Source organism: Pseudomonas sp. S150 (assembly GCF_004526365.1).
Lineage (GTDB): Bacteria > Pseudomonadota > Gammaproteobacteria > Pseudomonadales > Pseudomonadaceae > Aquipseudomonas > Aquipseudomonas putida_A.
The window spans coordinates 5,496,239-5,517,541 of the sequence record NZ_CP038207.1; the positions used below are offsets into that span (position 1 = coordinate 5,496,239).

Here is a 21,303-nt window from a genome sequence, read left to right on the forward strand (position 1 = left end):
CACGACCTTAGTGTGCTGATCGTCGAAGACGACCCCCATGTGCTGCTCGGCTGCCAGCAGGCGCTGACCCTGGAAGACATTCCCTGCATCGGCGTCGGCAGTGCCGAAGAAGCGCTGGAGCGGGTCGGCGACAACTTTGCCGGGATCGTCATCAGCGACATTCGCCTGCCCGGCATCGATGGCCTGGAACTGCTGACCCGCCTCAAGGCGCGCGACCGCAGTCTGCCGGTGGTGCTGATCACCGGTCATGGCGATATCTCCATGGCGGTCGGCGCGATGCAGAAAGGCGCCTACGACTTCATGGAGAAACCGTTCTCGCCGGAGCGCCTGGTGGACGTCGCTCGTCGCGCGCTGGAGCAACGCAGCCTCGCTCGGGAAGTGTCTTCGCTGCGTCGGCAACTGGCCGAACGCGATTCCCTCGAAGGCCGGATCATCGGGCGCTCGCCAGCCATGCAGAACCTGCGCGAACTGATCGCCAACGTCGCCGACACCTCGGCCAACGTATTGATCGAAGGCGAGACCGGCACCGGCAAGGAACTGGTCGCCCGCTGCCTGCACGACTTCAGTCGCCGGCATGCCAAGCAGTTCGTTGCGCTGAACTGCGGCGGCCTGCCGGAAAACCTCTTCGAAAGCGAGATCTTCGGCCACGAGGCCAACGCCTTCACCGGCGCCGGCAAACGGCGCATCGGCAAGATCGAACACGCCGACGGCGGCACGTTGTTCCTCGACGAAGTGGAAAGCATGCCCCTGCCCTTGCAAATCAAACTGCTGCGGGTGTTGCAGGAACGCACGCTCGAACGCCTCGGCTCGAACCAGAGCGTGGCGGTGGATTGCCGGGTGATTGCCGCAACCAAATCCGACCTCGACGAAGCGAGCAAGGCCGGCGAATTTCGCAGCGACTTGTACTACCGCCTCAATGTGGTGACCCTGGAATTGCCGCCGCTGCGCGAGCGCCGTGAAGACATCCTGCAACTGTTCGAACACTTCACCCAGCAGTCGGCGCTGCGTTTCGACCGGGTATTGCCCGAGCTGGACAACCAGACCCTGTCGAACCTGATGAGCCACGACTGGCCGGGCAACGTGCGTGAGCTGCGTAACGTCGCCGAGCGCTTTGCCCTCGGCCTGCCGGCGTTCAAGAAGTCCGGCGCCAGCAGCGGCGGTCAGGGGCTGGCGTTCGCCGAAGCGGTGGAAGCCTTCGAGCGCAACCTGCTCAATGACGCCTTACAACGCAGTGGCGGCAACCTGACCCAGGCCAGTCAAGAACTGGGCATGGCCAAGACCACGCTGTTCGACAAAGTGAAAAAGTACGGGTTGAGCCACTGATGGATCTGATACTCAAAGCGGCACTCGGCGCGGCGGTGGTGCTGATCCTCGCCGCGCTGTCGAAGACCAAAAACTATTACATCGCCGGACTGGTGCCGCTGTTTCCGACCTTCGCCCTGATCGCCCACTACATCGTTGGCAAGGGCCGTTCGATTGACGACTTGAAGGCGACCATCGTATTTGGCATGTGGTCGATCATTCCGTATTTCATCTATCTGGCGACGCTGTACGTGATGGTTGACCGCATGCGCCTGGAGGCGTCACTGGCGGTTGCGGTTGTCGCGTGGTTGATCGCCGCCAGCGTGCTGGTTTCGGTGTGGGTGCGTCTGCACGCCTGAGACAACGGCTGGCCCGTCCCTTGCATTTACCCCCGAAAGCCCTGCCCGGCTGGCGCTCATGCTCGATGAGGCCGGTGTCTGGCAGGGTCTGCCAAGGGTAAATAGCGACCTTGAATATTTTAGATCTCGACCACAGCCTGACCGCCCAGGCGCCGATTGCGCGACTGCTCGACAGTGGCCGCGCCAAACGCCTGGACCTGCTCGACCTCGGCCCGAAACTCCGGCTCTGGTCCAGCGAACGCACTTGGCGACGCTTCGCCGAACGCTTGCAGCAACGGCCACGGCACAGCGGCCCGGCACCGGAAATCTTCTTCGTCGGCTCCGGTGACTATCACCACCTGACCCCGGCGTTTCTCACCGACCTGCCCGAGCCGGTCAGCCTGATCCATTTCGACAATCACCCTGACTGGGTGCGGTTTGCGCCGCGTCGGCATTGCGGTTCCTGGGTCAATCAGGCCCTGAAACTGCCGGACATCCGCCGCATCGTCACCCTCGGCCCGTGCAGCGATGATCTGCAAAATCCACAACTGAAGGGCGGCAACCTCGCAGCGCTCAAACGCGGGGTTCTGCAGCTGTTTCCGTGGCAGCACGCACCCTCCCGAGTCTGGGGGCGAGTCGGTGATGGCGCCGGCCATGAACAGCAGGAAAACATGCTGCACTGGCGCAATTTGTCCGAAGTCGACTGGACGCTGTTCCTCGACAAAATGATCGCCAGCCTGCCGACCGATGCGGTGTGGATCACCATCGACAAGGACGTGCTCGCCAGCGAAGACGCCGCCACCAACTGGGATCAGGGCGGCATGCGCCTGAGCCATATGCTTCAGGCCCTGCGCGCGCTGGCGGCGAGCAAGCGAATCATCGGCATCGACATCTGCGGCGAATACGCCCGTCCGGCCTTCAGCAACGTATTCAAACGCTGGGAGGCGAAGACCGATCAGCCGCCGGCCGAGCGCTGGAGCGACACCGATATCCTGCGCAACTCCACCACCAATCAAGCCTTGATCGACCTGTTCGAGGAACTGTTTCCATGACTTTCACCGTGATTGTGCTGGTGGCCCTGTCCATCGTTCTGGATGTGATCGGCCAGCTGTGTTTCAAACTGGGCCTGGATCGATTACCGGAGCTGGAGGGTGGTTTTCGGCTTCAGGTGTTTTGGGGCCAGGTGTTCAACGCACCGCTATTGTGGTGCGGGATAGGCGCTTACGCGATCGAGTTTTTCGTCTGGCTCGGCGCTCTGTCGCGGGCACCGCTGAGTCTGTTGTTTCCGGCAGCCGCGCTGGCCTATTGCGGCGTGGTGCTGGCGGGCAAACTGGTGCTTGGCGAAACCGTCAGCCGGCGGCGCTGGCTGGGCACGCTGGTGATTACGGCGGGCGTGATGCTTGTGTGTGCCGGCCATGTCTGAAGCTCGCCTGGAACTGCAAAGGAACGACGCAATGCATTGGCTACACGGGCGCGTGGGCACCATCGTGCTCTGGGCGCTGTTGATTATTCTGGAAAGTGGCGGACAGATCGCGAGCAAGGTCGGTGGTGATCAACTGGGGCAGATGGACCTCAGCCTGCAATGGCTGCAAGGCATCGTCATGACGCCCGGGGTGTGGGTGGCGGTTGCCTGCTACATCGGCGCGTTTTTTGTCTGGATGCTGATTCTGCGACGCAGCAGCCTGTCACTGGCGTTTCCCCTGAGTTCGCTGGTGTTTGTCGGGGTGCTGCTGGGGTCGTGGCTGGGACTGGGCGAGCAGATCAGTCTGCTGCACTGGCTCGGCGTGGCGGTGATCATGGGCGGGATAGCCTTGCTCGCCGAAGGCGAAGAGCACTGAAATGCTCCGTGTAGGAGCTGCCGCAGGCTCGGGCCGCGATCGGACGATCTTTGCTTTTCAAGATCAAAAGATCGCAGCCTTCGTCAGCTCCTACACAAATCGGTCAGGCGTCAGGCTTTTGGTGGTTCAGCAGGAAGCCCAAACCGTGCGCCAGCGGAATATCCTTCACCCCCGCTTCCTGCTGTTGCCGGGCGATCTGCCGGTGATAGGCCTTGACCTGAGTCCAGTGCATTTTCGGCCGGTAGTGGTGCTCGGCGTGATAGCCGTTGTTCATCCACAACAGGTTGTACAGCGGGCTGTAGGCACTCACGCCCCAGGCAATCGGCAAATCCGGGTTGCCGCCAAAATGCTCGTAGTAACCGTTGAGCGATGACAGCGCCTGGCCCAGATACCAGAACGGCAACAACACCAGCACCGCCTGCCAGTCATACACCGCCAGCAGCAGATAAAACGCCACCGTCACATAGATCTCGACCTGAACCCAACGCGCATCCTTCGGGCGTTTGCGGCGCATTTCGTTGTAGATCGGCTTGGGGTCGTCGCGGAAAAAACTCAGGAAGGTGTAGGCCCAGGGATTCTCCGGCTGACCGTTCTTGCCGCGCAGATAGATCGACAGCGGATCAATGGTCTTGCCGTCCGGCCCCGGCAGATCCGAGTTGCCGCGGTGATGGCGGTTGTGGATATCGCGATAGAGGGTTTGCGAAAAACCGATGGTCACCGACAACAACAGATCGAATGCCCGGTTCAGCCACGCCGGGGTGAAGTAGGCGTTGTGAATCTGGTTGTGGGAAATGCTGTTGATGCTCCACGACAGGCTGATTGCGTAGCCCAGCGCCAGCGGCACATAAGTCCACCAGGACAGGTCGTGAAAGGCCGCAACCAGCCACAGGACGAAAGCGAAATGGGCCAGGCCCAAAGCGACGGGGATCAGGTCCCACAATGAATGAGCCAGCAGACGGTTAGCAGGGCGAGCCATGAAGAACATCCTGAAGGAATGGATTCGACATGGCTGTCTGCAAACCGCAGACCAATTTGCCCGCGCGCGTAATCAGTCGAATTTGTAGGCGATGGCCGCCTGCACTTCGCCCTGATTGGTATCGCCCACCGCTTTGACGATGCTGCTGTCCGCCGCCGAGCGAGTCAGGTGAATCCAGCTCGCGCTGGTGACCAGCGACCAGTGTGGCGCCAGAGGGAACTCGAAGCTCTGGGTCAGCGCCACGTTCTGCAAACCGCCGCCGGCGTTGTACGCGCGGATGCCCGAGGCCTGCGCCTCGCGATCACTGACACCGAAGAAGGTCTGGGTGCCCTGCGCATCGGCAAAATGCGCGGTCAGGTTGCTGCTGCCGATCACCCCGCCGCCCAGTGGATAGCCAATTTCACCGCCCACTTTGCCAAACACGCCGCCCTGCCCGCTGCCACCGCCGACGGCCTGGCCAACGAAGGCGAATACGCGCCAGAAATCGGCCGGAGCGTATTGCACGAAGCCGCCAGCCTCGGCCATGTCGGGCACATCACGCAGGCCGCGCAACTCGCCGTTGGCGGTGCGCCCGGAGAGGTAATTGACGTACGGCCCGGCGCTGAAACCGTTGCTTTTCAAGGCGCTCCAGGTCAGGCCATCGTCGGTACCGAGGCTGACATCGCCCCAGTCCAGATCCAGATACGGGATCGGTCGGGTTTCGTAGCGGCTGCCGCTCGGATCGTGCGGTTGGTACCCCACCCCGATTCCTGCTTCACCTGTAATGCCATCCGCCAGGGCGGGCCCGGAAAAGCAGGCCAGTGCGGCCAATAACGCCAGTGTCTTCCTCTGCATGAGGTCATTCCTTTTCTGAACTTGCGCGCATCAATCCCCGGATACCGCCCTTGGCGCAAGCACTCATGTTGTTTGTAGCAAGCTACAAAAATTGTAGCTCCACTTTTCGAAAACCGCGCATCGCCCCCGCCAGCACGGGGCTTTGGCCAATTGGCACAGTCCCTGCTCCCACCCTTGCCAGGCGCAGACCGCGCACCCTGACAACTGCCTCGACCCAACAGGTACTGCAGATGATTGACTGGCATATCGTGTGTGATTTCGACGGGACGATCACCCGTACCGACGTAATCGACAGCATCCTTGAACGCTTCGCCGACCCGAGCTGGGAAGCCATCGAAAATGAATGGCTGGAGGGCAAGATCGGTTCCCGTGAATGCCTCAGCCGTCAACTGGCGCTGATCAAGGCCACGCCGGCACAACTGCTGGAATTCTTCGACAGCATCGACATCGACCCGGACTTCCCCGATTTCGTCGACCACGTGATCGGCCTCGGCGCTTCGCTGGAAGTGGTCAGCGACGGCATCGAACAAGGCATCGCGCGGATTCTGGCGCGCAACTACGTGACGCTGCTGCCGATCCTCGCCAACCGCCTGCGCCAGATCGATCACGACAAATGGCGCATCGATTTTCCTTACGCCAGTGACGCCTGCCGCGCGGCCTCCGGCAACTGCAAATGCAAATCCACCCCCGGCAGCAAACGCGTGCTGGTGATCGGTGACGGCCAGTCCGACATGTGCGTGGCCTCAACCGCCGATTTCGTCTTCGCCAAGGATCGCCTGGCCGAGCACTGCGAGCGCAACGGCATCGCCTACGCGCGCTTCGACAGCTTCGCCGAACTGCCACAACTGCTGGCCCGCCTGCCGCTGGCCCCGGCCGCCAACGCCGTCACGTTCAGCACCGAATCCACTTCTGAAGCACAGGAAACCCTGCACCATGTCTGATATCCGCATCGCGACAGCCGAAGACCAGGTCCTTCTGGAAAAAGAAGCCAGATACTGCTCCTACGGCGACACCGTTCACTACATCGAACCGCCGCGCATCTTCAGCCGCTGCGAAGGCTCCTACGTCTGGGACACCGAAGATCAGGCCTACCTCGACCTGCAAATGTGGTACTCGGCGGTCAACTTCGGTTACGCCAACCCGCGTCTGAACAATGCGCTGAAACAACAGATCGACACCCTGCCGCAAATCGCCAGCCAGTACCTGCACAAGGGCAAGATCGAGCTGTCGGAGATGATCGCGGTCGACGCCAAGAAAAAATTCGGTCTCGACGGCCGAGTGCACTTCAACGTCGGCGGTTCGCAGTCGATCGAGGACTCGCTGAAAGTCGTGCGCAACGCCAGCAACGGCAAGAGCCTGATGTTCGCCTTCGAGGGCGGCTACCACGGGCGCACCCTTGGTGCTTCGTCGATCACCTCCAGCTACCGCTATCGCCGCCGCTACGGTCACTTCGGTGAGCGCGCGCAATTCATCCCGTTCCCGTATCACTTCCGCGGCCCCAAAGGCATGACCAAGGAAGAGTACGGCAGCCACTGCGTGCAGCAATTCGCGCGGTTGTTCGAGACTGAATACAACGGTGTCTGGGACCCGAAAGTCGGGCAGAGCGAATACGCCGCGTTCTACGTTGAGCCGATCCAGGGCACCGGCGGTTACGTGATCCCGCCGATGAACTTCTACAGCGAACTCAAGCACGTCCTGGATCAGCACGGCATCCTGATGGTGGTCGACGAAATCCAGATGGGTTTCTACCGCACCGGCAAGCTGTGGTCGATTGAACACTTCGACGTCAAACCCGACGTGATCGTCTTCGGCAAGGCGCTGACCAACGGCCTCAACCCGCTGGGCGGCATCTGGGCCCGTGAAGAGCTGATCAACCCGAAAGTCTTTCCGCCAGGCTCGACCCACTCCACGTTCGCCTCCAACCCGCTGGGCACTGCGGTGGGTCTGGAAATGTTCAAGATGACCAGCGAAGTCGATTACGGCGCAATGGTCATGGCCAAGGGCAAATACTTCCTTGAAGGCCTGCAGGATCTGCAAAAACGCTACCCGATCATCGGCGATGTCGACGGCCTCGGTCTGGCGCTGCGCTGCGAGATCTGCACCGCAGACGGTTTCACCCCGGACAAGGCCACCCTCGACTTCATGGTTGAAGAAGGCATGAAGGGCGACATCGAAATCGACGGTCGTCGTCTCGGCCTGATCCTCGACGTGGGCGGCTACTACAAGAACGTCATCACCCTGGCACCGTCGCTGGAAATCAGCTATCCGGAAATCGATCTGGGCCTGGCCCTGCTCGACCGACTCCTGCATCGGGCGATGAAACGATGATCGACGCTGAGATCGACATGGGCGAAGGCAACGCCGGTTTCGTTCTCGGTGACGGGGAGGTCGCGGTGCTGTTGATCCACGGCCTCACCGGCACCCCGACGGAGCTGCGTCGGGTGGCCGTGGGCTTGGCGAAAGCCGGACACACGGTCTATGTGCCGACCCTGGCCGGGCACTGCGGCGGCAATGCCGACCTGCAAGCCACCGGCTGGCGCGACTGGTACGAAAGCGCACGCAACACCTTCGTCGGCGTACGCCGCAAACACCGCAAAGTGTATGTCGGCGGCCTGTCCATGGGCGCCGTGCTGTCGATGTACCTGGCCGCCGAACACCCGGGACAGATCGAAGGTTTGCTGCTGTATTCGACCACCCTGCGCTACGACGGCTGGAGCATCAACAAACTCGCGTTCCTCACCCCGTTGCTGATGAAAATCCCGTTCGGCGTGCACCTGTGCAGTTTCGAAGAAAAGCCGCCCTACGGGATCAAGAACGAGCGCCTGCGCGCCATCGTCGAACGCCAGATGAAAGAAGGTCAGAGCAGCCAGGCCGGGTTGCTGACCATGGAAGGCGTCACCGTGCGCGAACTGCACCGGCTTAACGCCGTGGTGAAAAAACGCATGCCGTCGATCACCACGCCGGCGCTGGTGCTGCACTCCATCGAGGACGACATCACCAGCCGCTGGAATGCCGATTACGTCGAACGCACACTCGGCGGGCCGGTGACCAAGGTGCTGCTCGACGACTGCTATCACATGATCACCGTGGATTTGCAGTACCGCCGGGTCGTGGAGTTGAGCGCCGATTTCATCGAGCGCGGCGTCACGCAACCGGTCGCCATAGCCGATACGCCATCACTGGAAACCCGGCAACTGGCTTGAGCAGTTGCAGTCCGACTCGCCGACACAAGGAACCGACGTGATCACCGCTCAAGCCTTTTCAACGATCGAAGCGATCGACCGCTGCGCCTGGAATGACTGCTTCGTCGATGAGCTGGAGGACTGGGATTACTACCGCGCCGTGGAACGGGCCGGCATCGACGGCTTTCACTGGCGCTATCTGACGCTGCACGAGGATGGCCGCCTGATTGCGGCCACCGTGGCGTTCACCACCGCCTATTCGCTGGACACCACCCTGCAAGGTGCGGGCAAACGGGTCAGCCAATGGCTGCGCCGGCGTCTGCCCGGACTGTTCGATATCCGCCTGTACGCCCTCGGCTCGCCGGTGGCGGAGCAATGCCATGTCGGCAGCGCTTCGCACATTGCCTCGACACAGCGCCCGGCACTGCTCAGGCAATTGCTCGAGCTGGCCCGGCAAGATGCCGAGCAGGCCGGGATCGGCCTGCTCGCGGTCAAGGACGCCTCGCATCGCGATCGACAATGGCTCGACGTCTGCCGCCAGGCCGGCCTGCAAAGCATGCCCGGTCTGCCCGGCGCCGAATTGCCGATCAACTTCGCCTCGGTGGACGCGTATCTGGGCAGCCTCGGCAAATCCACGCGCAAGGACCTGCGTCGCACCCTGCGCAATCAGGGCCCGCGCACGGAATGGCGGCGCTCGGTGCACGACCTGCTGCCGCGCATGATGGAACTCTACGAAGCCACTCTGGCCCGCAGTGATCTGGCCTTCGAATGCCTGCCTGCGGCGTATTTTCGCGAAGTGCTCAATCACCTCGATGACCGCGCAGCCTGTGTGCTCTATTGGGTCGAGGATGAACTGGTGGCGTTCAACCTGCTGTTGCTCGACGGGCAACGGATGGTCGACAAGTTTTTCGCCCATGATCTGGCCCGCACCCGCCAGTACAACCTTTACACTCGTAGCTGGCTGGAAAATGTCGACTACTGTATTGAACACAAACTGGCGATCTATGTGTGCGGGCAGGCCGGCTATGCCAGTAAGCTGCGTCTGGGTTGCTCGTTTGTCGGTAACACCGTGTTCTTCCGCCATCGCAATCCACTGCTCGACCAACTGTTGCGTCTGGTGAAAATATTCGTCCGCCCGGATCGCAGCGATCCGGCCCTGGCCGCTGCAATAAGCGAAATCCAATGATCAATGACCGACGCGCCACGCCCCGCCCTTTCGCCCTCTCCGGCTGGAGCCTGCAACGCAAACTGGTGCTGGCCTTCTGGCTGGTCAGCGTGATTCCAACCATGATCGCTGCGGAACTGGCGGCCACCACGCTGTCGCAGATCTTCGACAGCAACGTGCGCATCTGGCTGCAGGAATCGTCGAAGATCGTCGAGGACGAAATCAGCGAAATCCTGCGCGACAACGCCCGCGCCGCTCAGCTGTTTCTGCGTTACACGCGCCCTCCCACCGATCGTCAATCGGCCAAGCACAACAAGCTGACCGCCGACGTCGCCGACTCCATGGGCATCGACGTCGTGGCCCTGGTACGCAACAGCGATCACAAAGTGGTGTACAGCACCGCCGCCGACGACATCGTCAGCCAGATCAGCACCGCCCCGAAAGCGGTACTGCAAACCCTGCAGGTAGGCGGTGTGGCCACCGGCACGGTGATTTCGACGTTCGAAACCGCTCAGGACGGCGTCGACTACAAAATGATCGTCGGCACTTATCTGGACAACAGCTTCCTGACCAGCGTTGCCGATGTGCATTCGCTGGACCTGCGCCTGTACCTGGCCAAGGGCGATGATTTCTCGGAGATTTTCTCCACCCAGCGTTTCCAGGATCATCCCCTGCAAGTGCCGGAAGACATCGAGCAGATCCTGCGCGAGACCAAAGGCCCCTACGAACAATTCACCAATAACTACAGCGGCATCTACCGGCCGATCTTCAATGAAAACGGCCAACTGCAAGGCGTCATCTTCAGCGGTCTGCTGCGCCACACCAGCCTGGTCGGCCTGGTCAATCAGAGCAACCTGTTCATTCTGATTTTCCTGCTCAGCTCGGCAGCGTCGCTGGCGGTTGGCTGGCTGGTCTCGCAACGCCTGACCAAACCATTGCGCGGTCTGGCCCGTGGCGTACAGGCGGTGATCGCCGGCGATTATCATCAGCGCCTGAGCGTGAATGGCGGCGACGAACTGGCAGAACTGAGCAGCACGTTCAACCACATGAGCGAACGTCTGGAAGAGTTGCAGCATCTGGAGTCGCAACTGCGCCGCCGTGATCGCCTGCACGCGCTGGGCGAAGTCGCCATGGGTCTGGCCCATGAAATCCGCAATCCGCTGGGCATCATCAAAACCGCCACGCAACTGCTGCATCGCCGTGCCGATCTGCCGGAAACCGACAAGCGTCACCTGGAATACGTGGTCAAGGAAGTCAGCCGTATCAACGACCTGATCACCGAGTTTCTCGACTTCGCCAAACCCAGCGCGCCGATCCGCGCTACGCAATCAGCACGCACCCTGGTCGACGAACTGGCCGGATTCTGCGAGCCGGAACTGGCCAGCCACAACATCGATCTGCACATCGCCGATCACGCGCCGGGGGCGACGATCTACGCCGATGCCAAGCAACTCAAACAGGTGGGCCTGAACCTGATCGTCAACGCCATCGACGCAATGCCCGACGGCGGTCGCCTGACCCTGAGCATCGCCAACGCTGGAAAATTCACCATCATCGGCGTCGCGGACACTGGTCAGGGGATCGAAGCCGACATGCTCGAACGCATCTTCACCCCGTTCGTCACCACCAAGGCCTCGGGCACCGGGCTGGGCCTGGCCAAGGTGTTTTCGGTCATGGAAAGTCATAACGGGCGCGTAGAATGCGTCAGCGAAAAAGATGCCGGCGCCACCTTCAGCCTGTACATTCCGGCCAATGGCGAAGACTTCGACGAGAGCGACGATGACGCATAACATTCTGGTAGTGGACGACGAACCGAAACTCTGCGACCTGCTGGCCTCGGCCCTCGGGCAGAACGGCATCAGCGTGTTCACCGCCGGCAATGGCCTGCACGCACTCAAAGTGCTGGAAAGTGAAGACATCGATCTGCTGATCAGCGACTGGCGCATGCCCGGCATGGACGGCCCGCAGTTGCTGGCTGAGGTGAAGACCCGCTATCCGCAGTTGCCGGTGATCGTCATGACCGCCTACAGCACGGTGAAAAACGCCGTGGAATCGATGCGCAACGGCGCGTTCGACTACATCGCCAAGCCGTTCGACATCGACGAGCTGGACATCACCGTCAGCAAGGCCCTGCAGTTTCGCGACATCCTCAAAGACAACCAGCGCATGCGCGCCGAGCTCGACGAGCATCAGCAGATCGACAGCCTGATCGGTGACAGCCCGAGTTTTCGCAGCGTGCTGCAAGCGGTGGACTCGGTACGCGAAAGCGCCGCCACCGTGCTGCTCAGCGGCGAAAGCGGCACCGGCAAGGAAATGGTCGCCCGGGCCATCCACAAGCATGGCAACCGCGCCGACAAACCGTTCGTGGCGGTGAACTGCGCGGCCATCCCTGAAGGGCTGCTGGAAAGCGAAATGTTCGGTCACCGCAAAGGCGCGTTCACCGGCGCCGTGGCCGATCGCATCGGGCGCTTTCAGCAGGCCGACAAGGGCACGTTGTTTCTCGATGAAATCGGCGAAATGCCGCTGGCACTGCAGGCCAAGATCCTCCGTGCCCTGCAGGAGCGGGTGATCGAGCCGGTGGGCGATACCAAGGAGCGCAAGGTCGATGTGCGGGTGATCGCCGCCACCAACAAAGACCTGCTGCAAGCGGTGGCGAATAAGGAGTTTCGCGAGGATCTCTACTACCGCCTCAATGTCTTTCCCATTCCGCTGCCGGCATTGCGCGAACGGGTCGAGGACATCGCGCCGCTGGCCCGCCACTTCGCCCACACGCTGGGGGCCGCTGCCGGCAAACGCATCAGCGGCTTCAGCGCGCAGGCCTTGCAGGCCATGACCCGCTATTCATGGCCGGGCAACATCCGCGAACTGCAGAACTGCGTGGAGCGCGCGACCATCGTCGCCTCCGCCAACATCATCGAGGAGCACGATCTGCCGGCTTACCTGTTCGCCGCACAGGCCTCGGACAGCAGCGGCCCGCTGAGCGAAATCAACGGTGTCCCGGCGGATCTGGACGCAGCACTCGCCGAAGTCGAGAAGGCCTACATTCTGGCGGCCCTGCAACAGAGCAATGGCGTGCAGGCTGCCGCCGCGCAGTTGATCGGGATCTCCGAGCGCAGCTTCTGGTATCGCCTGAAGAAGCTCGGGATTCACGTCGACAAGATCGTGCGCTGACCCCGCAAGGTCAGTTGACGGTGCCGCCGCGGGCTTCACTGATGATCTGCCGAATCGCCCCGACAAAGGTGTCCACCGGTTGCCCGCCCGTGACCGCGTACTGACCGTTGAACACCACGGTCGGTACCGAACTTACGCCGCGTTGCAGCCACAGCTGCTCTTCTGCACGCACGTCATCGGCAAACTCGTCAGAAGCCAGAATCGCCTCGGCACGCTGCCGATCCAGACCCACACTTTCGGCAATCTGCGCCAGTTGCGCGTGATCGGACGGATTACCGCCATCAGTGAAATAGGCTTTGAACAGCGCCTGCTTCAACGGCAACTGCCCCCCCTCAAGCCCGGCCCAATGCAACAGACGATGAGCATCAAAGGTGTTGTAGATGCGGCTGTTGCCATCGGTGCGAAAGGCAAATCCGACCTCGGCGCCACGGGCACGAATCGCCTCGCGGTTCTTCTGTGACTGCTCCGGAGTCGAGCCGTATTTTTCGCTGATGTGTTCGGTGATGTTCTGCCCGTCCGGGCCCATCTTCGGGTTCAGTTCGAACGGCTGGAAATGAATCTCGGCCTGCACTTCATCGCGCAGAATCTCCAGCGCCTGCAGCAGGCCATTCAGGCCGACGACACACCACGGGCAGGAAACGTCGCTGACAAAATCGATTTTCAAAGCGGAACTCATCACACACCTCGCGGGCGGAAATCGTGCGGGAAAGTTTGCACGATACACCTGCCTGCTCTTGCGATGACAGTGATGGCCCCTTCGCGAGCAAGCCCGCTCCCACATTCGGAATACGGTTCCCCTTGTGGGAGCGGGCTTGCTCGCGAAGAGGCCCGAATCAACACCGCCAAAACCTCAGCTACAGCAGGTTGCCGCTTGCCACCGGCTCAATCTGCGCCCAATGCGAGGTGTCTTCACGGTGCTCTTGCAAATACGGCAAAACCGCCGCCAGCAACGGCGCCTTGAACGCCTCCTGAAAGCGATGAGCCAGCCCCGGAATCAGCTTCAACTGACTGCCACGGATGTGCGCCGCCAGGTGCACGCCGTGCATCACCGGCAACAGCGGATCGGCCGTGCCGTGCACCACCAGGGTCGGCACCCGCAGTTGATTGAGCAAGGCCACCCGGCTCGGCTCGGCAAGTATCGCCATGATCTGGCGCTTCACGCCCTCAGGGTTGAACGCCCGGTCGTAGGCTACCGCCGCCTGATGCAACAATGCTTGCCGGTCATCGGTGACCGCCGGGCTACCGAGCGCCGCCAGCAGATCGGCCTGCTGCTCCAGCGCCACTTCGCGATTCGGTGCGCCACGCCGCGCCAGCAGTTGCACCAGCGCCGCACTGGGCGCCGGCAAACCTTCGGCGCCGGAACTGGTCATGATCAGCGTCAGACTCTCTACCCGCTGCGGTGCCATCGCCGCCAGATGCTGGGCGATCATCCCGCCCATGCTCGCGCCCAATACGTGAAACTGGTCGATGTGCAACGCGTCCATCAAGCCCAGCGCATCGTCGGCCATGTCCGTCAGCGAATAGGGCGCCGACACCGGCAAGCCGAGCTTGTAGCGCAGCACTTCAAAGGTCAGGTTGGCCTCGACCGGGGCCTGCCGCCAGGTCGACAGGCCGACATCACGGTTGTCGTACCGGATCACCCGAAAGCCTTGCTGACACAGCGCAACCACCACTTCGTCCGGCCAGTGGATCAACTGACCACCCAGGCCCATGACCAGCAACAGCGCCGGATCCGAGGCACGGCCGATGCTCTGGTAGGCAATGCTCACTTGTTGCAGATCGACATGCGCGGTCGGCACATTCACATCGCAACGCGCCGCCGCGAACGCTGACGTACCGAATAAAAACGCGACCAAAACGGCCGCGAGCGAAAAAAATCCCTTGCTCATGAAAAACACCGAAACGCAGAACCCCAGTAGAGCGCGAGTCTGATGAAGTTTGTTCAAGCGCGCTGCCACAGTTGCGTGACAGTTTAATGAAGATTGCCGAGCGGTCATTTGTGCAGGCCGTTGAGCAGGCGGACACACTCTGCAAAACAGACCAGCGCAAAGCGATACCCCAGTACCACACCCACCTCCGACGTCTGACCTCTAATGGCTTGAAATCCGGCTCAGCCCGGTCTTTCAAGCCATTGGAATCCTTTCATCATGTTCGACCTCCCCACCCCCGCCACGGTCGATTTCGGCCTGCCCCATTCGTTGCCGAAAAATCTCGATCAGAACCTCCACCAGCAGTCCAGCGCGTGTTTGCGCGATTGTCATCGGCAGTGGCGGGCATTGATGGCGCAAGCCGCGCGCGACGATTGGGATCAGCGCGCAACCGGCACGCCGTTTTCGCGTCGGGATCAGGCGCTGCTTATCTATCGCCAGCACTTCGAGGCGAGCTGCCTGAATGCCCATGCACAAGGGACGCTGCAGGCCGCGCCCCTGCAGAGGCTGCTGACAAGCGTTGACCCGCAGACCACACACAGCGACGTTGCCATCCGCCAGCCACGACTCGCACGCCGCGATGACAGCCAGGTCACGTTGCCCGGTGCGCTGCTGATTCGTCTCGACCCGACGCGACATTTACTGTATCTGCCCTCGCACGACCCGGCACTGCAGCTGTTCCGGCAACACGCCGATCTGCAGGACTGGCTGATCAGTCATTGCCGGCAGAGCGGGCAATACTCACGGCTGGAGGCGGTGACACTGGTCGAGCCGGTGCTCGGTCAGGATCCGCTGCGCCTCAACCTGCAAATGCTGTTCACGGGTTCAGCGTCGACGAGTGACTTCCACGAGCTGATCGGCGCACCGTCCGAACTTGCGATCGACGCGTTGCCTGCCTCCGATGACGTCGCGCTGTTCGGTCTGCTGAGTCCGGACATTCCCTTCAACCAGCGCAGTCGGGCGCTTGATGTTGAGCAGCGGGCCCTCGAGCGCTTGCTCGGCGAAGCCGCTGCAGCAGAGCTGAACAACCCGCAACGCCAACAACTGGCGCAGCATTTCGACGCACTGAGTGAAGCCCGGCAAGCCAGCCACGCTGCCGCTTCAGCACTGCTTGAGAGTCGCGATCCGCTGAAAATGCTCGAGCTGCGTCATGCCACGAATGTCCATCACCACGCCCTGCTTCAGGCCCGTATCGCAGGGCTGCGCGCCGAGGTCGAACTGCAAAGGGCGCTGGATCATCTGACCGTCGAGGAGCATCGGCGAATCATCGCGATGCTGGACGCACCGGCGCGCCATCTGCCGACAGCGGACGGGGTTATCGCCCGCCTATCGATGGCGGCGGCAGATCAGAACATGACCGCCGTCGAGGAGCTGCATGGCGTACTGATCATAGCGACGACCGCCGCACTGGAGCCTGACTCGAGCGACAGCCTGCTGCTTTACTGGCCGGGCGAGTTCGGCGGGCTGCAACGTTTTACTTCACGTACAGCGCTGGCACAGGACCTGTTCAAACATTCGCCGAACGACGGCGGGCTGACCCTGCACCTGACGCCGCTCACGGGGGACCCTCTGGCCTGGTCCCTTGATCGACAGCTCTATCAATGCGAACAGCAGGCCGCGCAGATCCTGCGTGACAACCCGCTGCCCGGCCGTGCCGACGAGCGCCGGGCCGAGATGGAAAAGCTGCGCGAACAATATCTGCCACGCCTGACCGTAGCGGTCGCGCAAGCCCGTGAACGGGCATTTACCGAACGTCAGGCGCAAGACCGCAGCGCGGCGCTGGCCGGCCACCTGCCTGCATGGTTTGAAAAGCTGGACGACGCGCCACGAGCACGGATCAAAACGCTGATCAGCCAGTACCTCGGCGCCATGCAACGCGCTCATGCGTTGCTCGAACGGGAATTACCGCCGCGTCAGGCCTTCGCCGAACAACGCATCGACGCCCGCTTGCGCGCAGACTTCGCGCTCAAACAAAGCGTGAGCGTGAGCCTCGACCTGCCCGACTCGACCTTCTGGCAAAAAACCGTGATGGAAGGCGCCGCGCCTGGCACACCGCAACGCATTGTCCTGACCGCGAGCGACAAGCGCGGCGACCTCACCCTTGAACAACTGGCACAGGAAAACATCGATCAGGAGGTGCAGTGGCGCCTGTCCTTCATGCAGGTCAGGATCAGCGCCGAGATCGCCACTGATCGACAGCGCCTCGAAGCCGGGATCACCCCGGTCTATTTGCGCAAACTGGTAACGGAGCTGGATCTGCCCGGACGTTACGAAGAACTGATTCGCCAGGCATTTTTCGGCGCGCCGGGAGAACCGGCGTTTCAGCAGGCCTGGCGCCGTGAATGCCTGAGCGAACCGTGGCGGCTGATGCTCAGGTTGCAAGGTGAGTTCGCGCTGCTGCAACGGCACATCGACAATGCCGGCCATGCCGTGCTGAAAGTCGCCATCGAGGCGAATACACCTCAGGCGTATGCCGTGAATGGACAACGCATCGCGCTGCTGCCGGTGCACCTGACCGTCGGTGGAGAGGACACCGTGCATCAAGGACCGAGCACGCTCGCGGGTGTCACATTGATTGTCGAGCAAACCAGTGGCCTGACGCTGCTGTACCTGCCCGACAGCCCCGACGCGATCTTCCTCCGTCAATACGAAACGCTGGAACAGGCGCGGGTGGATCTGTTCAAGCGTTGTGTGGACAGCAAAATGGTCAGCTACTTGGCGGGACGCGCGGTAAGCGGCGAGTTTGCCAGCCATGTCAGCCGGATCAACCAGGCACAGCTGCGCAATTTCGATGCGCTGATCGGCGTCGGGATGGCCTGGCCGGCGACCACATCACTGGCCATTCATTTACTGAACGTGCACATGGGCCGGTTGCTGGAGGCCCATCGCAGCAGTTCACGTTCCAACGATGCGTTGTATCTCGAACGCTGTGCACTGAAGTCCGGGGCGTTGTTCAACTATCTGAAAATGGCTATCGGCATGTTGCCGTTCGTGGGCGCGGCCGTGGCCCTGTATGACGCCTGGAACAGTGCCAATCTGGCGGTCGCGGCGTTCTTGCGCGGCGAGCTCGGACATGGTCTGGCGGAGGTGGAAGCGGTGCTGCTGTCGCTGATCGACGCGGCAATGGATGTGCTTCCCGGAACCGTTTCGGCACCCGCAGCCGCTCGTCTGGCCAGCCGCCAGCGGCAACGCGCGGCATTGGGCAGATCCGCCGCGATACCAACATCCTGGCAATATGCCAGGCAGTCGATCGAGCGCTTCACGGGATACGAGTACGAATTCGACATCTCCCTCGCCGGCCTGCACCCGGCCACCCACGGTGTCTATCGCAACGTCTACCGCCACGCCGATGGTGACTTCATCATTCGTCAGGGCCGCATCTATCGGGTTCAGCTCAGCGACGCGCCACGTGGCTGGAGGCTTTACGGCTCACGGCTGCGCAGCTACAAACAACCGATCGCCCTCGACGAATACGGCCAGTGGAACACCCATTACGCGGTGTACGGCACCGTTATGGACGGCGGCGGTGCTGGCGGCGGCGCCGTGCTTGGACATCTGGCCGACGGCATGGACCCGCTCTGGCCCGCGCCAATTCGCCAGTGGTTACCGCGCTGGTGGACCGATCGGCAACTGCGCAGGCAATTGACCCTGACCAACACCGCCGACGCCTATACCCGGCGCCTTGATACCCAGACACGCGCTTCCAACCAGTTGCTGGAGAACTACCAGAAACTCGACGTTGCCCAGCGCAAGCCACTACACACAGCAGTCGACGCAGCATGCCTGAATGACATCGACCTCGCGATCGCCCAATACGACAACCTTGCCGAACTGTTGCCCTTGAGCCATGGCCGCAAGCGTCTGCAGATCGAAGACATCCGCAGCCGCTGTGCCTGGATCGTGGCCGACCGCGCCGTGCAGCGCGTCACTGTTGCCCGCGACCGCTTGCTGGAACACCTGAACCGGATCGACGCACTGGTCGCCGAATCCGATGCCACCCCTTTCGGCAATACAGCGGCCCATATAAAACTCATGGCCCGGCGCAAGCAGGTACGCAAGGACTTCCTCAAGGAGTTCGATCAACTGCACGCAATCACCGAGCAGGCCAACCTGTGGAACAACCGCATCAGCAATCGCGCGCAGAAAACCCAGATGGCGAAAGACATGACCGCGCTCAACCGCAACCTGGGCGACAACACGCACCACTACCTGAGAACTGCACATCTGCTGGAAATCATTACTCGCTACGATGCGGTCAGCGACCTGTCCTGGGTGTATTTTCATACCCAGCTCAAAGACGCACGGGTCAAGGTCGGGCGCGCACTGCTGACCCAGCATCACCTGCCAGAAGTCAGCGCCAGCCTGGTCGAGCGCAAACAGGTGATCGAGGATTGCCTGCAGATCTATGCCGGTTTCCGTCGTCAGCTCAACGCCTGGACGCTGGGTTATGCGCAGCATCTGGATCTGGAACAGGTCGGGCCATTCCTCGATGGGCTGACCAAGGTCGAAGCACACGCACGGCACTCGATCAAACAGCGCCCGCCGATCAAACCGCGAGAGCCGGGCGGCAGGCAACTGTTCGAAACCGAGGACAACCAGTTGCTGATCGGTACCGAAAGCATTGACCCCGGCACCCGGGAAAAACGCTTTACCGTCGAAGGCATCGACGGTTTCCGCGAAACCTGGCTGCCGCGCTCCAGCGGCAAATATCATCTGCAAGCCCGCCCCGCACCTGCCACAACACCGCTGCCAACCGATGTTCAACCATTGCTCGCGGAAGCGCGAAAACGTCTGGAGGCGGTTGCGGCCTACAGCGCCAAGGTGCAGGGCTACACCCGTCAGGACATGTTGCCGGTGGATCTGGAACACATGTTCAGCAGCGAAGCGACCGAGCTGAGCATCCGCGCCCAGGCCATCGAACGGTTATCGCCGACCGAACCACTGGTGGTGCAATTGCGCGCCAAGGCCGGTGAGCTGCGACGTACCGGTCGTACCCTGCGCATTGATCAGTCACTGCGCAGCAAGACACCCACCGAAGGCTATCTGGACTATTTGCTGCAACAGCAAGTGGTGGATATCCGCCGCGAAGGTTCATTGCGGGCACTGGGCAAGCGCGCTGACGGACGCAAGGATTTCCTTCAGGAATACCAAGTGCGCGACCTCACCAGCACCCCACCGCGCACGCTGTGGTTCGCCCACTTTCACTACACCTCGGACAAGGTGCCGTTCGCCGACTTCGTCAAAGCCCACCTGAAATTGCCGGAGCAACGCAATCTCGGCATGCAATGGCAGCAGGCCCAGGCCGCCGGCGGTGTGCAGGTCGAAGCGATCTGGCGTGGCGATATCGGCAAACCGCTGGGCATTCGGCATTTCGCTGATCTCTAGAGCAAAACCAGCGGGGCACGGACTGTGCCCCGCTGCTGTTTGAGCGGTCGACAGCGCCGTCAACATGAGACAAACTCACCGCTTTCGTCATGATCACAAATTTTCTTCATGGGGCCAGCAGTGCTTGAAATCCGTCATCTGAAAACCCTGCACGCCCTGCGCGAGGCCGACAGCCTGGTCGATGCCGCCGACCGTCTGCACCTGACCCAATCGGCGCTGTCGCACCAGTTCAAGGAACTGGAGGAACGCCTGGGCATGCCGTTGTTCGTGCGCAAGACCAAACCGGTGCGTTTCACCAGCGCCGGCCTGCGCCTGCTGCAACTGGCTGACGCGACTCTGCCGCTGCTGCGCGCTGCCGAACGCGACATCAGTCGTCTGGCCGGGGGTACCGCCGGGCGTTTGCACATGGCGATCGAATGCCACAGCTGTTTCCAGTGGCTGATGCCGACCATCGACCAATTCCGCGACGCCTGGCCGGAAGTCGAACTCGACCTCGCCTCGGGCTTCGCCTTCGCCCCGCTGCCGGCGCTGGCCCGCGGCGATCTGGATCTGGTGGTGACCTCCGATCCGCTGGACATCGCCGGCATCACTTACGTGCCGCTGTTCACCTACGAAGCGATGCTCGCGGTGGCCAACCAGCACCCGCTGGCGAGCAAACCGTACATCGTCCCCGAAGACCTGCTGACTGAAACCCTGATCACCTACCCGGTAGAACGCGATCGGCTGGACATCTTCACCCGCTTCCTCGAACCGGCCGACATCGAACCGGCGCAAGTGCGCACCTCGGAGCTGTCGGTGATGATGATGCAACTGGTCGCCAGCGGCCGTGGCGTCTGCGGCATGCCGCACTGGGCGCTGCACGAATACAGCTCACGCGGCTACGTAAAGGCCAAGCGCCTGGGTGAGAAAGGTCTGTTTGCCACGCTGTACGCGGCGATTCGTGCGGACATGCTCGATGCGCCTTACATGCGCGATTTCCTGCTGACCGCCAAGGACACATCATTCTCGACGCTGGATGGGGTCAGCGCGGTTCGCTGACACCAAGGTGCCTCATGACTGACGGTAAACCGAGAACATTTGCGAGACAAAAAGATTCATTGTGGTGAGGGGATTTATCCCCGATGGGCTGCGCAGCAGCCCTGAGACCTGTGCACTCGGTGTTTCAGATAGCCCGCGTTTGTAGG

At 61.8% G+C, this 21,303-nt stretch carries 17 protein-coding genes; 13 read left to right on the forward strand and 4 right to left on the reverse strand.

The window, feature by feature from the left end; translation table 11 throughout:
• The first annotated feature begins 42 nt into the window (after nt 1–42).
• From E3Z29_RS25485 to E3Z29_RS25505, 5 genes are all read left to right on the forward strand, one after another.
• Entirely contained in the window at nt 43–1,323 is a 1,281-nt protein-coding gene (locus tag E3Z29_RS25485; RefSeq protein ID WP_246881771.1) for a sigma-54 dependent transcriptional regulator, read from the forward strand.
• Nucleotides 1,324–1,331: 8 nt separating this feature from the next.
• Nucleotides 1,332–1,661: a GlpM family protein gene (locus tag E3Z29_RS25490; RefSeq protein ID WP_171061851.1), complete on the forward strand. Its 330-nt coding sequence runs from the start codon at nt 1,332–1,334 to the stop codon at nt 1,659–1,661.
• A gap of 110 nt (nt 1,662–1,771) precedes the next feature.
• Complete coding sequence (locus E3Z29_RS25495) at nt 1,772–2,692, forward strand: arginase (RefSeq protein ID WP_134787236.1); 921 nt, start codon at nt 1,772–1,774, stop codon at nt 2,690–2,692.
• Nucleotides 2,689–3,063: a transporter gene (locus E3Z29_RS25500; RefSeq protein WP_098965385.1), complete on the forward strand. Its 375-nt coding sequence runs from the start codon at nt 2,689–2,691 to the stop codon at nt 3,061–3,063. Before E3Z29_RS25495 ends, E3Z29_RS25500 begins: the two co-directional genes overlap by 4 nt.
• Nucleotides 3,064–3,094: 31 nt before the next feature.
• A complete protein-coding gene (locus E3Z29_RS25505) occupies nt 3,095–3,478 on the forward strand; it encodes an EamA family transporter (protein ID WP_134787237.1) in 384 nt (127 codons plus the stop codon).
• Between the two features lie 103 nt (nt 3,479–3,581).
• Here E3Z29_RS25505 and E3Z29_RS25510 read toward each other — a convergent pair whose 3' ends face one another.
• Nucleotides 3,582–4,454, reverse strand: coding sequence for a fatty acid desaturase (locus tag E3Z29_RS25510; RefSeq protein WP_134787238.1), 873 nt, complete (start codon nt 4,452–4,454; stop codon nt 3,582–3,584).
• A 72-nt stretch (nt 4,455–4,526) separates the two neighbouring features.
• Nucleotides 4,527–5,288: a MipA/OmpV family protein gene (locus E3Z29_RS25515; RefSeq protein ID WP_134787239.1), complete on the reverse strand. Its 762-nt coding sequence runs from the start codon at nt 5,286–5,288 to the stop codon at nt 4,527–4,529.
• A 230-nt stretch (nt 5,289–5,518) separates the two neighbouring features.
• Here E3Z29_RS25515 and E3Z29_RS25520 point away from each other — a divergent pair, with 230 nt between their 5' ends.
• From E3Z29_RS25520 to E3Z29_RS25545, 6 genes are read left to right on the forward strand one after another with little or no spacing between them, the layout of a single operon-like run.
• A complete protein-coding gene (locus tag E3Z29_RS25520) occupies nt 5,519–6,229 on the forward strand; it encodes an HAD-IB family phosphatase (RefSeq protein WP_098965392.1) in 711 nt (236 codons plus the stop codon).
• Entirely contained in the window at nt 6,222–7,616 is a 1,395-nt protein-coding gene (locus E3Z29_RS25525; protein ID WP_098965393.1) for an aspartate aminotransferase family protein, read from the forward strand. The genes E3Z29_RS25520 and E3Z29_RS25525 overlap by 8 nt, the downstream gene beginning before the upstream one ends.
• Nucleotides 7,613–8,491, forward strand: a complete 879-nt coding sequence (locus E3Z29_RS25530) for a carboxylesterase (RefSeq protein WP_134787240.1) — start codon at nt 7,613–7,615, stop codon at nt 8,489–8,491. Before E3Z29_RS25525 ends, E3Z29_RS25530 begins: the two co-directional genes overlap by 4 nt.
• A gap of 37 nt (nt 8,492–8,528) precedes the next feature.
• Nucleotides 8,529–9,656, forward strand: coding sequence for a GNAT family N-acetyltransferase (locus E3Z29_RS25535; protein ID WP_134787241.1), 1,128 nt, complete (start codon nt 8,529–8,531; stop codon nt 9,654–9,656).
• Entirely contained in the window at nt 9,653–11,425 is a 1,773-nt protein-coding gene (locus E3Z29_RS25540) for an ATP-binding protein (protein WP_134787242.1), read from the forward strand. Before E3Z29_RS25535 ends, E3Z29_RS25540 begins: the two co-directional genes overlap by 4 nt.
• On the forward strand, nt 11,415–12,806 hold the full coding sequence (locus tag E3Z29_RS25545; RefSeq protein ID WP_098965400.1) for a sigma-54 dependent transcriptional regulator: 1,392 nt from the start codon (nt 11,415–11,417) through the stop codon (nt 12,804–12,806). The genes E3Z29_RS25540 and E3Z29_RS25545 overlap by 11 nt, the downstream gene beginning before the upstream one ends.
• A gap of 10 nt (nt 12,807–12,816) precedes the next feature.
• Here E3Z29_RS25545 and E3Z29_RS25550 read toward each other — a convergent pair whose 3' ends face one another.
• Together E3Z29_RS25550 and E3Z29_RS25555 are read right to left on the reverse strand one after the other, a co-directional pair.
• Complete coding sequence (locus E3Z29_RS25550) at nt 12,817–13,482, reverse strand: DsbA family oxidoreductase (RefSeq protein ID WP_134787243.1); 666 nt, start codon at nt 13,480–13,482, stop codon at nt 12,817–12,819.
• A 178-nt stretch (nt 13,483–13,660) separates the two neighbouring features.
• A complete protein-coding gene (locus E3Z29_RS25555; protein ID WP_097086066.1) occupies nt 13,661–14,695 on the reverse strand; it encodes an alpha/beta fold hydrolase in 1,035 nt (344 codons plus the stop codon).
• A 258-nt stretch (nt 14,696–14,953) separates the two neighbouring features.
• Here E3Z29_RS25555 and E3Z29_RS25560 point away from each other — a divergent pair, with 258 nt between their 5' ends.
• Both E3Z29_RS25560 and metR read left to right on the forward strand, forming a co-directional pair.
• Entirely contained in the window at nt 14,954–20,119 is a 5,166-nt protein-coding gene (locus E3Z29_RS25560; RefSeq protein WP_134787244.1) for a dermonecrotic toxin domain-containing protein, read from the forward strand.
• A 120-nt stretch (nt 20,120–20,239) separates the two neighbouring features.
• Complete coding sequence (gene metR / locus E3Z29_RS25565) at nt 20,240–21,157, forward strand: transcriptional regulator MetR (RefSeq protein ID WP_007968856.1); 918 nt, start codon at nt 20,240–20,242, stop codon at nt 21,155–21,157.
• Nucleotides 21,158–21,303: the final 146 nt, after the last annotated feature.

What these genes read in the sequence shown, in the direction of transcription:
- E3Z29_RS25500 (WP_098965385.1), top strand. Translation starts at nt 2,689, where the DNA reads ATGACTTTCACCGTGATTGTGCTGGTGGCCCTGTCCATCGTTCTGGAT.
- E3Z29_RS25505 (WP_134787237.1), top strand. Translation starts at nt 3,095, where the DNA reads ATGCATTGGCTACACGGGCGCGTGGGCACCATCGTGCTCTGGGCGCTG.
- E3Z29_RS25510 (WP_134787238.1), bottom strand. Translation starts at nt 4,454, where the DNA reads ATGGCTCGCCCTGCTAACCGTCTGCTGGCTCATTCATTGTGGGACCTG.
- E3Z29_RS25515 (WP_134787239.1), bottom strand. Translation starts at nt 5,288, where the DNA reads ATGCAGAGGAAGACACTGGCGTTATTGGCCGCACTGGCCTGCTTTTCC.
- E3Z29_RS25520 (WP_098965392.1), top strand. Translation starts at nt 5,519, where the DNA reads ATGATTGACTGGCATATCGTGTGTGATTTCGACGGGACGATCACCCGT.
- E3Z29_RS25525 (WP_098965393.1), top strand. Translation starts at nt 6,222, where the DNA reads ATGTCTGATATCCGCATCGCGACAGCCGAAGACCAGGTCCTTCTGGAA.
- E3Z29_RS25530 (WP_134787240.1), top strand. Translation starts at nt 7,613, where the DNA reads ATGATCGACGCTGAGATCGACATGGGCGAAGGCAACGCCGGTTTCGTT.
- E3Z29_RS25540 (WP_134787242.1), top strand. Translation starts at nt 9,653, where the DNA reads ATGATCAATGACCGACGCGCCACGCCCCGCCCTTTCGCCCTCTCCGGC.
- E3Z29_RS25545 (WP_098965400.1), top strand. Translation starts at nt 11,415, where the DNA reads ATGACGCATAACATTCTGGTAGTGGACGACGAACCGAAACTCTGCGAC.
- E3Z29_RS25550 (WP_134787243.1), bottom strand. Translation starts at nt 13,482, where the DNA reads ATGAGTTCCGCTTTGAAAATCGATTTTGTCAGCGACGTTTCCTGCCCG.
- E3Z29_RS25555 (WP_097086066.1), bottom strand. Translation starts at nt 14,695, where the DNA reads ATGAGCAAGGGATTTTTTTCGCTCGCGGCCGTTTTGGTCGCGTTTTTA.
- E3Z29_RS25560 (WP_134787244.1), top strand. Translation starts at nt 14,954, where the DNA reads ATGTTCGACCTCCCCACCCCCGCCACGGTCGATTTCGGCCTGCCCCAT.